Source organism: Mahella australiensis 50-1 BON (genome assembly GCF_000213255.1).
Classification (GTDB): domain Bacteria; phylum Bacillota; class Clostridia; order Mahellales; family Mahellaceae; genus Mahella; species Mahella australiensis.
This window is the reverse complement of sequence record NC_015520.1, coordinates 2,657,096-2,671,755: the sequence shown is the minus strand read 5'-3', so window position 1 is coordinate 2,671,755 and position 14,660 is coordinate 2,657,096. Positions and strand designations below refer to the sequence as shown.

General features: G+C 40.3%; 13 protein-coding genes. 10 read left to right on the top strand and 3 right to left on the bottom strand.

Features of this window, described 5'->3' with window-relative positions:
• Positions 1-432: 432 nt before the first annotated feature.
• The 4 genes from MAHAU_RS12630 (at position 433) to MAHAU_RS12615 (ending at position 4,589) form a co-directional block, all read left to right on the top strand.
• Positions 433-1,209: a hypothetical protein gene (locus MAHAU_RS12630; protein WP_013782111.1), complete on the top strand. Its 777-nt coding sequence runs from the start codon at positions 433-435 to the stop codon at positions 1,207-1,209.
• Positions 1,206-1,895, top strand: coding sequence for a CRISPR system precrRNA processing endoribonuclease RAMP protein Cas6 (gene cas6, locus MAHAU_RS12625; protein ID WP_013782110.1), 690 nt, complete (start codon positions 1,206-1,208; stop codon positions 1,893-1,895). Before MAHAU_RS12630 ends, cas6 begins: the two co-directional genes overlap by 4 nt.
• Positions 1,896-1,931: 36 nt before the next feature.
• Positions 1,932-2,252, top strand: coding sequence for a DUF4359 domain-containing protein (locus tag MAHAU_RS12620; protein ID WP_013782109.1), 321 nt, complete (start codon positions 1,932-1,934; stop codon positions 2,250-2,252).
• 102 nt (positions 2,253-2,354) lie between these two features.
• The gene (locus MAHAU_RS12615) at positions 2,355-4,589 is read left to right on the top strand and encodes an ATP-dependent DNA helicase (RefSeq protein ID WP_171804984.1); all 2,235 of its coding nucleotides are present in this window, start codon (positions 2,355-2,357) and stop codon (positions 4,587-4,589) included.
• 280 nt (positions 4,590-4,869) lie between these two features.
• Here the strand turns inward: MAHAU_RS12615 and MAHAU_RS12610 are convergent, their stop codons facing one another.
• Complete coding sequence (locus tag MAHAU_RS12610; protein ID WP_041644146.1) at positions 4,870-5,172, bottom strand: hypothetical protein; 303 nt, start codon at positions 5,170-5,172, stop codon at positions 4,870-4,872.
• A 184-nt stretch (positions 5,173-5,356) separates the two neighbouring features.
• Positions 5,357-7,216, bottom strand: a complete 1,860-nt coding sequence (locus tag MAHAU_RS12605; RefSeq protein ID WP_013782107.1) for an IS1634 family transposase — start codon at positions 7,214-7,216, stop codon at positions 5,357-5,359.
• Positions 7,217-7,464: 248 nt separating this feature from the next.
• Between MAHAU_RS12605 and MAHAU_RS12600 the strand changes: the two genes are divergently transcribed.
• Genes MAHAU_RS12600 through MAHAU_RS12580 form a run of 6 tightly spaced genes read left to right on the top strand, consistent with a single transcriptional unit; the run spans position 7,465 to position 13,350 of the window.
• A complete protein-coding gene (locus MAHAU_RS12600) occupies positions 7,465-8,703 on the top strand; it encodes a hypothetical protein (RefSeq protein WP_013782106.1) in 1,239 nt (412 codons plus the stop codon).
• A complete protein-coding gene (locus tag MAHAU_RS12595) occupies positions 8,691-10,085 on the top strand; it encodes a hypothetical protein (RefSeq protein WP_013782105.1) in 1,395 nt (464 codons plus the stop codon). The genes MAHAU_RS12600 and MAHAU_RS12595 overlap by 13 nt, the downstream gene beginning before the upstream one ends.
• Before the next feature lie 53 nt (positions 10,086-10,138).
• Positions 10,139-11,668 (top strand): MBL fold metallo-hydrolase, encoded by a 1,530-nt coding sequence (locus tag MAHAU_RS12590; RefSeq protein WP_013782104.1) that lies wholly within the window; start codon positions 10,139-10,141, stop codon positions 11,666-11,668.
• 18 nt (positions 11,669-11,686) lie between these two features.
• Entirely contained in the window at positions 11,687-11,896 is a 210-nt protein-coding gene (locus MAHAU_RS15890; protein ID WP_216086242.1) for a hypothetical protein, read from the top strand.
• 44 nt (positions 11,897-11,940) lie between these two features.
• Positions 11,941-12,831: an EVE domain-containing protein gene (locus MAHAU_RS12585; RefSeq protein ID WP_216086241.1), complete on the top strand. Its 891-nt coding sequence runs from the start codon at positions 11,941-11,943 to the stop codon at positions 12,829-12,831.
• A gap of 18 nt (positions 12,832-12,849) precedes the next feature.
• Positions 12,850-13,350 (top strand): hypothetical protein, encoded by a 501-nt coding sequence (locus MAHAU_RS12580; protein WP_013782103.1) that lies wholly within the window; start codon positions 12,850-12,852, stop codon positions 13,348-13,350.
• Between the two features lie 151 nt (positions 13,351-13,501).
• Here the strand turns inward: MAHAU_RS12580 and MAHAU_RS12575 are convergent, their stop codons facing one another.
• Positions 13,502-14,248: an ion transporter gene (locus MAHAU_RS12575; RefSeq protein WP_013782102.1), complete on the bottom strand. Its 747-nt coding sequence runs from the start codon at positions 14,246-14,248 to the stop codon at positions 13,502-13,504.
• Positions 14,249-14,660 lie beyond the last annotated feature (412 nt).

Here is a 14,660-nt window from a genome sequence, read left to right as displayed (position 1 = left end):
AGATACCTTCTATGAAGGGTTAAAAGCTTTACCCATCATTTGCTTCCTACTTAGGACGACTAGATACAAATACTTTCTATGAGGGGTTAAAAGTATTTGACGAATTAGGTGCCTATATATCTCCGCTGTTACAGATACCTTCTATGAAGGGTTGAAAGATGAATGGGAAAGTAAATTGCTGTGTGATGCGCCGAGTGCAAATACCTTCTATAAGGGGTTAAAAGTTCACTATAAATGAAAATTTCAGGCAGCGCTCGGATTGTACAGATACCTTCTATGAGGGGTTAAAAACCATACTGAAGACATACATAATCCTTCCACGCATTGCGTATAGATATCCTGTCACAGGTGAATTACCCGCAGCTTAGTAGAAAGCCCCGCCGGTTGTAGCGGGGAGAAGTCGGCAGCGATAAGGAGGAATAAAAAAGATAAATGTTATATAAAAACTATATTGTAACGGTATATCTTGATATACCGATTGCGATACCGGCCAACAAAAACGAGATATTCCCGATCCATTTCGACGGACTGCTTACCAGAATAATGGCGGAAGAAGCCAGGTCTTTTGATTACAGCAGACTAACAGCGGAAGACATAGAACTACCGCTGGAGAAATGGGGAAAAACCAAAATGATATATAAAGCGTCATCCATGATGATAAAACCACCTGCCAAAGTATACAGAGAACCATGGATGGGAACACAGACATGGCTGGACTACGGTCGCGTATTATTTCCCGACAGTTTTAACAAACAGATAAGGAACGGCCAAGGGGTATATAAATCATCTGCCGGATATCTCCACTTAATCGACACGCCACAAGTATACTTTTACTTTTGTGGAGACGGACAGGCAGTTAAACACACGCTGGAAAAACTCATAGGCCGCGGCATAGGTGTGCGTGCAAATGCGGGTTACGGCCAAGTAAGGAAAATAACAATTGAACCGTCAAAGGACTACAGCCTAATAGCGGAAGATGGTTATCCGGCTCGGAATATTCCCGTTGACGAAATAGAAGGAGATATTCGCTGGCCGGTACAAAGAGGAACATATAAACCGCCATATTGGGACTATGAAGAAGCGACGATATGCTATGTATCGCCACGCTGGCACTGGTGGCCTGTCAAACAACCGGCAGAAGTCTTAAAAGAGATATTGAAACATAACAAAAAACCTGATACTATATCGGAAGAAGGTGAAGACCAATGACAGGTTATCCGTATCCACGGCCGCAAGCTGTAAAGATTCAAGTAAAGGGGCACGTACCATACCCCAAAAATGCTTTAGCTACAGTATATGATATATTCCGTGACATAGAAACGGTTAACAAAGCGCACGAAGCAAAAGAAGCGCCGCCGTTTGCGATAAAAGATTTTAACATGAACGGATTTGCCATAACCTCATATCTGGCGCTGCCGACAGACACGGTGACCGAGCGGCTTAAAACGAAAGGATTTCACACGGTTGGTCAGCCCATATACCTGCCGCAGAACGAATTACCCCCGCTTTACGGGTTAAAAGGTGTTACAATACAATTTCGGACGCCTACGGCTTTTAAATACAATACCGGATACGTGCCGGAGTTTTATGGGCCGGTGTTTATAAAAAGTATAACAGAAAGCTATAGAAGGATTATCCCTGGCTGTCCCGAATTTTCAACAAGTGATATTTTAAAATACATCCGGTTTACAGCAACAGACTTACAAAAAGGCAAATACCGACTGACTGAAGAGTTAATGGTAACAGGGTTCAAAGGCAAAGTATATTTGCAATTTAAACTATCAACACCGCCCGAGCTAAAACTGCTAATATTATATTTTCTCGAGGCCGCATCCATATGCGGGGTTGGTATGAAGAAAGCCTGGGGAATGGGAGATATATACATTACAATATAAAAACAATAACTATTAATTAGGAGATATGATAATTTAATGAATAAACTTAATATTTTTATCTTATGCATAATAGCAGTTATGCTGATAGCTATTTTCACAAATCCATCACGCCAGGATTATATAAATTGGGCACAGGATGTAGCTGAACAAGAAATGGCGCAAGAGATGGATCCAAATTCTATTCTAGATTCAATCACTGGATTAGTATCCAGAAGTATCATTAACAACTATCTGCATACATCAACTAAGTTGTCCAACTATCTGTTTTTCAGTATATACAGAACGGATTTTGGCGATGCCTATATAGTTGCACTAGGCATATTCGGCCATTTTATCGTGTTAAATATGGCAAATTAATCCGAGCCGAAATGCATATGGCAACAAAAAAGCAAAAAGGAGGAAAAGCCGAAAGGATCAGGCTTCTAAAGAACAATGTATATTTATGGCAAGATAACAAAAATGTCTAAAGACAGGCGTACCGGCAAAGTATATATAACCAGAGGGAATAATGCCGGACAAGAAATCAATTTTACAGCATTGGCAGGCATAATGCCGCCGATCAGGTATAATACGGCAGTGAGACTGATGGGGTACTTTAGCAAGGACAACACCTTTATAGTCAATAAAGCCAATGGTATAGTAAAGGAAATTGCTGCAACTGATGTAGCGGCCTTAGGTATATCGCAGGATATAATTGAAAGAGCAATAGAGGCTGCTGGCGTAAATACGGTATATGAACTATATACCGACGAAGATGCGAAAGATAAAATAGCATCTGCAATCGGTGAAGATATGGCCTACCAGCTTTTTTCCGCATTAAGTACCATAATCCGGGATTCCGAGGTACTGAATGTCTACAATATGTTTATAAAAAGTGGCGTAGGGCTGGATATAACTGATGCGATAAATATAATAGACCAGCTTAAACGCACAGCTGCAAGGCAGAGGAAAACTGTAGAAGAACTGATACTGCAAAACCCATGGATACTGCATAGAATACCGGATATTGGGGTAACCGATATGCTGCATATTTGTGACTGTATTGCCAAAACCTTTAATATAATACCCGGTTCAAAAAGGATAGAAGGCTGTCTTGCCGGTATTTGCATGGCGGAAATGAAAAATGGCAGTACATATATAGACAGGAAACTGCTGGTTTCCAGGGCGGCGGCATACCTGAAAACAGATCTAAACACGATATCCCAGGCATTATACGAATCAAAATTTTTAACTCAGGAAAAAGGAGATTCAGTCGGCGCAGCAGACAACAAAACAGCCGTATATATATCACCGGTATATTTTATGGAGAAAACCGCCACAGAAAAGATAGCATTGATATTAAAAACAAAGGAAGCTATATCTATAGATGCAGATAAGCTAATATCATTTGCGAATGAATGGGGAAAAGCTGCTAACACACCGATGGATGGAAAACAAACAAACTTTATAAAAGCAGTGGCAGAACATAAAATAACTCTTCTTACCGGTAAAGCTGGCAGTGGCAAAAGCACCGCAGTAAAAGGGTTATTATATGCTTTAAAAATGACGGGTATACAATATGCCGTACTTGCGCCGACCGGTATAGCTGCCCAGCGTGTTGCGGCGGAAACCGGCAGTGATTATTATACTGTCCACCGATATGCCGGCATAATAGACGGCAGTGTTTTCGATCAGCAGTTATCCGGGAAAGCAGAAGAACCTGCCGAAGTGATAATAATAGACGAAATGAGTATGATGACAGTTAATACATTTTCAGCGCTTTTATCAGTTATAAAGCCAACATCAAAACTGGTGCTGGCCGGAGATCCAGCCCAGCTTCCGCCTATCGGGCCGGGCGGGGTATTTGATGCGTTAATCAGGGCAGCAAAAGATTGCGACATAGCACATATTGACCTGGAAAGCAGCTACCGTATGAAGGATAATATAAATTATGCAGCCAATATACTGCGCGATACCGGGTATCTTGAGCCGAATGATGGTATAAAGATTATAGAAGTACAGTCATGGCAGGATGCAGCAGATGAAGCTGTAGAAGCAGTGACAGAGCTTGTACGGACAGGAGTGCCGTACGATGACATACTTGTTTTAGCGCGCAACAGGGGGAACATAAGGAAAGGCACTATTTGTTTGAACCAAAAACTCAAGCAGGCTATAAACCCATCTAACGACAGGATAAGCGTTGGAGACCCCGTGATCGCGATAAGAAACGATTATGAAGACATCACGGTTTCCGGCATACCATCAGCATTAAAAAAACAGTTTGAGACAATCAAGAAAGAACGTGGTAACCGGCCGACAATATTTAACGGTACTCGTGGTATGATAACAGCATTGGGTGACGAAGTTATAACAGTCAGGTATAAAACACCGGTCGGGGAAATAACAGCCGAATACAATCAGGTAGAGCTTTTATGGTATATAGAGCCGGCATATGCCATGACAGTACACAAAGCCCAAGGGGGCAAAAGCAGGCATGTGATATTTATAGAACCGGAAGCCGGCAAATGCAGCCGCAATATGTTGTATACCGCCCTATCGCGTTGCAGCGGTCCCGGCATAACGCTAATCGGCAGCGGTTGGGACAGCGAATTTAAGGTTATAACACCCGAATCCCGGTTTGATAAAAAGCTATGGGAAACTATTAATGGTTTTATCGAGGAATGCGAGGAGCCGGCAGTCCAATTAATAGAATAGTTAAGCATTTGTTATCGAAATACTGGCCAAAGAGCGCTATTGCACATCATGACTTAGCAGAAAGCCTCGCCTTGTGGCGGGGAGAAGTCAGCAACGGGTACAAATACCAACTATGAGGGGGTTAAAAAGAGCTTCTTAAGGCGACCGCGAATAGCTGCTTTTATAAGTATACATACCTTCTGTGAGGGGTTAAAAGGAAGAATCCGAGTGCTGCCTGAAAACTTCATTTATGTATATGTACCTTCTACGAGGGGTTAAAAGAAAGCAAAGCAGCCGGCTCTTAAACCGGCCGGGGTTTCTCAAGGCGAGCCAGTATACCGCTTTTGGGTTTCCAATACCGGCATACATCACGTTCAGGATCGGGTTCGGAAAGCAGGTTATTGCCCATGCACTGGCCGCGTGTTCCAGCTGTTGGTGCAGCATACATCGAACAGTTCCCGCACCGGCGGTAATCATAGTTTTCGCGAATATATGCTATATAATCGGTTAATATAGCCGATACGGTAGTATCATGACTTTTTGCAAAAGCCCTTAGCCAATCGGCCATATCATGCGGTATACGTATATTTACACCAGAAGCCAAAGCAAGCGCGGTAGCCCCTGGCTTTAGCCATGGGAAGGAGCGCTTAATTTTTTAATTGCATTATATAACTATATGTTATATAATCCCGTTTTCGACAGTTGCAAGAGAATATGACATATGGAATCCGCTATTTTTAGCGGATTCTAAGACTTTTTTAGCTCTATAAAAATGTTGTATGGGAACTCTATTTGGTAATTTTTTTGATTATTTTATTCAAGTCCTTCGGAGCATGGGTTTTGTTATCCAGACGCATGCCATATATGCTGTTTAAAGCAGTACACACCTCGCTTTTTGTGTATGTTGCCATATAGTACATACCATTCATATCTGCAACATTCATGTTCTGCAGCGTTGTCAGAATATTTTCGGTAGTATAATGCTTGCTGTATTGATCCAGCTTGTTCTCTAATAACCGGTAAATCAATAAAGCAGTATAGCAAATCATAAAGTGTGCTATTATCCTACTCTGATTCCTGTGATAAATCGGTCTGGCACGGAAGTTGGTTTTTAATACCCGAAAACAATCTTCAATCTTGCAGCGTCTTGAATTGATTTCTAATATTGATTTTGCGCTATCTTCAAGATTTGTTGCTACGGCATAGTACCCGTCATATCTTTCTTCCCTTTCGATGGCGGCATGGTCGAGCTTGTAATAATCAGAAGCCTTTTCACCATTCTTTCCCACCGATATCCTCGTTATGAAACGAGTCACATCGTGCGGCCCCTTTTTCACATCCTCCACAGCCTTATGCTCAATGATGTCTTTAGCTCTTTCAATCTGTGCATTCCTTATGCTCCGCTGATATTCCATCATTTTTCTGGAAAAGGTAACGATGATGCGCTGCTTAAGAATTGCTTTGGATTTTACCTTTTTTGTGTTTCCATTTTTGAATACTCTTTCCTCATACAGGCCAACATCTACCGCACTGTCGACATCTATTACCTTGTAAGCTACATCGTTGTACAAAGACAAGTTATCTTTATTGAATCGGTCGAATTCCTTCATATGGTGGATTGTAACAAGGGAATCATCTGAGAGCCTATGATACCCAAAATCATTGAATACAGCCTGCTGCAGTGTCTCTGAGAGTTTCTTGACGGATTGTGTTACAACGAAAGTCCTTCCACCGAAAGAATTGTATTCCCTGATGTTAAGAGAACCAAGCCCAGCATCCGCACAATAGATAAACGGTTTTCCCTTAAACATCTTAGTGATTTTTCTCTCAAGCGGTATAGCGGATTTTTGCTCATTATCAGAACCAGGATTAATGCACATTGAGATGGGAATCCCGTTACCGTCCATGAAAAGCCCCATCTGCACAAGAGGGCTGGGCTGATGCTGCTTTGAAGGTCCATACTTGCGAAATCCTCTCAGTATCTCACCCGTTACCTCATCTACAAAATCGTCGTCTTCTTGCTCGGTTTCAAAATAATAGTTTGTACAATCAAAATAACATACAGAGGTGTTCCTGGGCATGATATTTTCACTGTTTAAATAAAGATGCTCCAGATAACTATCATAATTATCTTCCAATATGTCCATAAAGCGTAATATATGCTGATACTCAAAGGATGGCTGCTCAAAATATGTATCCAGCTTATCGAATGTTCCCCATTTAGACTTAGGATCTAATATCCTGGCAAAGGTCAGAAACCTATTTATATCATTGCAGCTAAACGTGGCCTTGCTATCCATCTGAACATCTTTAAAGAAATCCGATATCTTTAGGTCCTGATAGATTTTCTGCAGAACAAAATAACCGATATTCAAGAGGGTTGACTTGGAGGCAACATAATTGGTAGCTGATAACTTCTCATCAAAATCGATCTTTATATTTAATTCAGCTTTATTGCTTTTGTAAGCCTCATTGTACTTGCGTACCTCTTGCTTGGCATAAGCAAGAGGATCAGGGGAAATTGCTAATAGCTCAGAATGCTTACCAATTCTTTTGACATTCCTGGTTGATGTCTTCTTGCCATTGCGGAATCCCATCTGGATAAAATATGTAGGGTCCTTGGATTTTCTATCATAGTATAATTTCATGCGTATGCCATCCTCTCTATATGTTCTATTATATCACGGATATATAAAAAATACAACACCATACAACAAAAAAATCAAAAAATTTTGACAAGAAAACATGATAAATTCAGCTTTTGTAAGGATTTTATTCATCTACAACTGTCGAACTCCCGCGAGGGGAAAAGAGGAAAAAATTTCTTTGCAAATTATGCGTTATGCAGTATAATTATAATAAAATAATAATATTGGGTGGTTAGAAGGAGATACGAATGAAGAAGTTAATGCCAATAATATTAATATCTCTGGCGGCTGTAGCAGGTACTTTTATTGGCACAAGTTTAGCTAATCAACCAAGGATCACAGTACCAGATGCGGTCGTCAAGGATGAAAAAGAGGCTCAACAAAACAATATATCTTCGTCTCAAGACGCTGTTACCTTAACGCTTCAAAAGCAAGATAAAACAGATACGCAACAAAACATGACAGGTGATGCGCATAAGCAAGATGTGGCAGAACAGGCGGCTCCTCAAGAACAAAATATTGTTTTACAGGATAATGAAATATCACAAAAACAAGATGCGGCACTGCAAGATGCAGGAGTGGAACAATCACAAGATGAACCACATATACAACGCCCTTTATTTTCATCAATATATACTCCGCAAAAAGATGTGTTTGAATTTGAAGAAATCCCTATCGGGATAACCAGAGATATAGATGCCGTAATAGCATTTATTATGGGGCATCCTGTAGACCAAAGTGCCGAAAAAGTTATAATAGATGCTACTTCTACCGTAGATGTCGAGCTTGAACGGCAAATGAAAAATAATAAGGAATTATTTACTATAGCTGAAAACAGTTTGTCGCCGGAAGATTACAGACTTTATACACGGAATAAAATGAGATTAGAAGCGTTGGAATTTGGTGTGCCATGGATACAACCGAGCGGAGGGCGGTGGAATTTGCAGCTTGATGTAGTGCATGACGACACATTTGCCGATCCGGATATATGGGGCGAACCTCAAGTTGATACAACTATACTTCCGGGGCGTCCGCAAGATGTGTATCAAGGCGTTGAATTATTACTCGATAAAAGATTTTGGGTGTTGAAAGATTATTGGAAACCGTTGGATGAGGGCGAAACAGATGTGGGGTATGATACAGAAATAGTTATAGCAGGGGATGTATCATTAAAAAAGTATACCGATGCTGTAATAAAGTCGTTATTTGCCAATTATGATACAGATGCATTGCTGCAAAGAATAGACTTGTGGCGTCAACTCGATTGGAGCAAAATCATAACGGGTTATAGAGCATTATGGACGGTGCCGATGCGTGACGGTGAAAGGGTAGGCGATTTGTATTTTTGGTATAAAATAATACCGGATACTATTGTGCCGCAGCCGATAGAAATAATAACTATAACCAGATACGATGAAGAGTGGCTGTATGGTGACGGCAAATCAGTGGAAGAGGTGTTAAAGGAGCAAAAAAAATGGGAACAATGATAAATTTATTGCCGTTTTTGGTAGAAGCATTCGGCACCAATCAGAATATACGGGCAGATGTTGACAGGCTTTATTCTAATCACAAAGATGTGTTTTATAAATACGCTAAAGAATCAAAATGCTATGACCATCCGATTATAAAGGATGGTGACATATACAAGGAAGAATATGCCCGCAAAGCATTAGGGATATTGGAGTACGCACAAGCGACAGAAGATGCGGAAGTGACAGATGCGCTTATAAATGTGATGAAGGAGGGGTGGCCAAAGGTTTATGCTTATTTAAACAACGCAGACAAAGTTGATTTTGAGGAATATGTTGCCAATTATCTGGATATAGATAGAATGACGGATGATGAGCTAAACTCCGAACTAGCCGTATTGTACTTCTTTGCTCATATATTTAACAAAGAAGTGGTTAATAACCATGCCCTGGGAGTGCTGGAAAGTATGCTCGTACTGCGCGAACGGTTTTACTTCGATGACAGTACAAGGTTTACGTGGAATACATTAAGTCCTGAGATTAAGCAAAAGGCGAGATCATTGAAACAGCGCATATATGATGCTAAATATCCTATCAAAGGGTATATGGATATCGATATGTCAGAAAATGAAGAAATCAGAGATGTATTTACAGTTTATACGTATTTATTTGATACTGAACTTTTGTCCACAACCATATTGCAAAACATTGATTATACCGACAGGGATATCAACGAGATACTGGCATCGTACTTTTTGATATATAAAAACCAGAATGTGGATGAAACGATAAAATTCCTTATACCAGGAATTATAATTAAAGGTCTGATTAAGGCGTATAAAGAAGTTAAAGAATATTTCTTTAAAAACAACAAAGAGAATATGTATCTTGAGATGAAAAATCAAGCCGACAAAATCGCGCAGCTTGAATCGCAAAATAAATTCTTGTCTATACAAAACGATACACTAAAAAACCGGCTTGAAGAAGCGTATGATAAAGCCGAAGCGGCTTATAAAGACGAAATACGCAGCCTGCAAAACCAAGTTAAAAACTTGCAGGAACAGCTTGCAGAAGTTAAACTGAACGAACGAGAGCTTTTTGCGTTAAGAGAGTTCGTATTCAATCTCAGTCAAGAAGAAGAGATCGAAAGAACAGAGCAAATATCGGAGCAGTACAATCGCGGCATAGTGATAGGTGGCAGAGAAAGGTGGCAAAAGCGGCTGCAAGAGAAATATCCTGATTTTATATTTATTAGCGCGGATGCTAAAAACTTTGATACGGCAGTATTCGATAATGCTGACGTAGTGCTGTTTAACACGGCTTATCTAAGCCATTCGGTTTATGATAAAGCTATGAATGAAATAAGAAAACGGAATTTGCCGATAAAATATGTGAGGTAATGTTATTACTATATGCATACGCAGTGATATAATGGTGCAGAGGAGATATGGTCATGAATATATTACGATACATACCTGGTTTCAGGTCTAACGTGCGCTGGAAAAAGATAATAGCTGTATTGTATTACCTAATTGCTTTACTTATGTTCACAAGCAGTTGGGGTATGGGTTTATTGTTTTTAGCCGCACCTTTTATTTTCTTCTCATTTGTTGACGTAATTCGACATAAGAAGAAAGGTCTTACGCTAACCAAAGCGTTATTGCCGCTTGTGTTGTCGCTTGCTGTGGCAACGGTTGGATTAGCCAACATGCCTGATGCAGCGCCGACGGATACCGCTTCAATACAAACACAGGCGAACAAGCAGGAGGTTAACCCTGCACAGAAAACCGAACCAGTATCGGAGACGGAATCTGAGAAAGTACAACCCGTCTCGGAAGAAAAACCTGAAGACCAACCCGGAACAGTAACACCTGTACCGGAAGAAAAACCGCAGGCGGCAACTGAAACTATGGTGGAGACATCTTCCAATTCAGTGTTAAAACTCCATTTTATAGATGTCGGCCAAGCCGATTCCATACTGGTGCAGACGCCAAAAGGAAAAACGATGTTGGTTGATGCCGGCAATAACGCAGACGGTAATGCCGTGCTGTCATATCTCAAAACCCAAGATGTTAAGAAAATAGATGTGTTGGTGGGTACACATCCGCACGAAGACCACATCGGAGGCATGGATACTGTAATAAACGCCTTCCCGATAGGGAAGATATACATGCCAAGGGCCACTACTACAACAAAGACATATGAGGATGTACTAAATGCCATAGCATCAAAGGGTTTAAAAATAACGGCGGCCAAAGGAGGTATGTCCATAGACATTGACCCGACTGTAAAAACGGATATACTAGCACCCAACAGCAGCAGTTATGACGATTTGAACAACTATTCAGCGGTAATTAAGCTCACATACGGCAAGACATCTTTTTTACTGGATGGCGACGCGGAAGATGTATCAGAGCAGGAAATGCTGGCTAAAGGATATAATCTCAAAGCCGATGTGCTCAAGGTAGGTCATCACGGCAGCAACAGTTCAACAACACCTGCGTTTCTCAAGGCAGTATCACCAAAATACGCAGTGATTAGTGTTGGGGCAGGCAATAGTTACGGGCATCCGGCACCGGAAACTCTAGCCGGGTTAGCGTCTACCGGAGTACAAATATACAGAACAGATGAAGCCGGAACCATCGTAATAACATCCGACGGGAACACGATAAAAATAGACAAAAAAGCATCGCCGGTTAAACCTCAGGCACCACCCGTAAGCTCCGGCACCGCATCCAAATCATCTTCCGGCTCGGAGAATAAAACGGTTGTGGTACCTGTACCTGCGCCATCTAAAGAAAAAGTAACACCTGCACCGTTGCAACCATCTAAAAATGATGTGACAGTTTATATCACTGATTCGGGGGAAAAATACCATAAAGATGGGTGCAGATACTTGAAAAAAAGCAAAATCCCGATAAAATTATCAGAGGCCAAAGCTAAGGGGTATACGCCTTGTAAAGTGTGTGGCCCGCCACAATAATAACGAAGGAGATATTTTATGGAACAACTAATACCACTGAAGCAAGTATTAATGCTGGTAGGAGAACTTGATGACGCACAAGGACAAAATCCGGCGAGAGAACGGTTTCGGACTTTCTTGTCTGAAAACTTGACTCAAATAGGCGATATGCGCGACTATATGGAAGAATGCCTGCGTACTCCCGAGATCAGTATAATAAAGCCTTGCAGGATCTTGTCAATCATTTAGGCCGTTTGCTCGGTTTTGGTGTAACTTTTGGCAGATATAGAGGTGTGCAAGGGGAAATCGGATATGACGGTATATGGAAATCGCCTTCCGGCCTTTATATAGTAATAGAGGTTAAAACCAGTGATGTATATACTATTCATACTTCCACTCTAATAGGCTATATAGACAAATTAATATCCGAGCATGTAATACCGGATTGGGATCATGCTCTTGGTCTTTATGTTATCGGCCGCAACGATTATGGGATAAAACAACTGGAGAACACTATTATTGCAGAAAAACGCACTGATAAATTACGCATTATTACAGTTGATAAACTTCTTTCGCTAGCGGAATTGTTAGCGGATTATGAAATGGCACATGAAGCGGTTTTAACCGTATTACAACCGATGGGGCCTACAATAGATTCTCTTGTAGAATTAATATCTTCTTTGGTTGCACAAGAGATTGATGTAGAAGTACAATCTCCAGACGAAGGGGATGAACCGAATCCCGAACCTCCTGAAAATGATAATACAAAATATTATCTTGCGCTGGGTGCATCGCATGACGATCAAAGTGCTGATAAATGGATAGAAAAGCTTCTCGACGCTAAAGTTTATGCAACAAGCGAGCGTTCTTCATTACGAAGAATCAAACAAGGAGACGGGGTATGCTTTTATGCTGCCGGGAAGGGTATAATTGCTCATGCGCAGGTAAAATCGCCTCCTGCAAAAGGCACTCATCCTCTAATAGGCCCAAGCGACAAATACCCGTATATTATTGAATTAGAATCAATTAATATTTATACCGAAAATCCGGTCGTTCTGGACGCAGATTTAAGGGAACAATTGGATGCATTCCAAGGTCGTGATCCCTCTAAAAAATGGTCATGGTTTGTACAAAGTACAAGGGAAATAACTAAACATGACTTTATGTTGCTTACAAGGCAATAATATAAAGGCGGATTGCGAATGAGTAAGGTTGTAATTCCCGGGGAGAAGAGAAAAAAAGGAAATGGCTGTCTAACTTTTATATTATCGGTAATAGTATTTATAGTATTAGGAATGATAGGCAATTGGTATTTAAACAAAACGATGCCGCCTGAAACTGCAAAACCTGAACCTAAAGATTACGGTCCCGAAGAACTTTTTCCGTCAATGCCGCCGCGTACAGGAAAGGTGTTGCTAAAAACAAAAGCAGAATACGAAGATGGCGTAATAACAATAACAGGGGTAGCAACCAATGATAATGATACCGTAATATATTCACCTATTATAGTATTGGAAATATATGCCGATGATGTTAAGATAGACGAGCAAACTACATGGCCTGCCGGATGGTATGCAAAAGAGGTGCGCTCCGGAGAAAAAGCCGCATTTGAGTTTTATTCTATTCCGCCAAACGGGTTTGACAAGGTTCAGTGGAGGGTTTATTGTCAGAATTATCTGTCGGAAATGATCGAGGAAGAATAACGATTTTTATAGATGAAGATGAAATATTAAATTATGTTATTGCTATAAAACTATATACCATTGAAACTAGGAAAAGCATGAGATTTCAATTATTAGCTTATAAATATTTTACAGTAAAATGATGAGAATGTGACGGCGATCAATATGTAGATTACTGCACAATTTTATCTCGGGCAGATATATTATTGGCAAAGTTTATCAATTCATCAAGTTGCTCAGCAGTGAGGATATCAGCAATAGTTTTTAATTCATCCATCTTTTTTGTTTTAGCATCCTGATTAGCAATGGCCGTAAAATAAGTAGCGATAGTTCCTGTAAGCATAGAAATTAATCCTATACCGCACATCATAAGAACAGCAGCAATAATTCGGCCTATACCCGTTTTAGGAGAAATATCGCCATAGCCTACAGTAGTAGTAGTTACAAACGCCCACCACACAGCGTCTCCGAATGATTGGACAGTAAGACCTTTTTCAGTTATATATATTGCTATAGATCCGACTAATAGACACGCAATATTAATATAAATAACATAAATCAATCCGTTGGTATGTAAAAAAGCGTCGATTCTTTGTTTGAATCTGCCGCTTATGCCGATAAAACGAACTATTTTGAAAAGCTTAACAAGTTTGGTCAATCTGAATATGCGGAATACACGGAAAAACGAAAATAACGGCCCGAATGGAATAATTGCAATTAAATCAAAGATATTACGCTTAAAGAAATCCTTTTTATCTTTAGCGGTAAATAAACGAAAGAAATAATCGATGGCAAAAAATATTAATATAATAGAATCTAAAGGATAAAACCATGGTTTTAAAGTAACAGCAGCCCCAACTAAATCAGCAATAGCCATAACAACAGAAACAACAGCCAATATAATGATTATTATATCCATTTTTTTCTCCCGTTTCTTCTCTCATCCTTAATTCTATATAAAATTATATGCCACTAATAGATTAAATGCAATAATCAGCGGTTTTTACATTTTCAATTGAGTACCAATATCATAGAATAATAACATTTTTTTAAAACAATTGCAAAATTCAGAAAGCGTGATATACTACAAGTGTAAAGTATTGTTTGGGATAACAAAGCTGAATCAGCTTTGGAAGCCCGAGCTGTCCAACGCCGCAACCTAATGCGGGTCCGTATCATACGGATGGCAGCAAATAACGCCATGCGAGGAGCAGGGGTGTTATGTTAATGCCGGACATTCTGCCGGTGAAGATGAAGAAGGAATAGGTCTAAAGAGGCAGTACAAGCCAGTGTGTTTGTGCTGCCTTTTTATGTTTAGGGGCTGAAAGGCT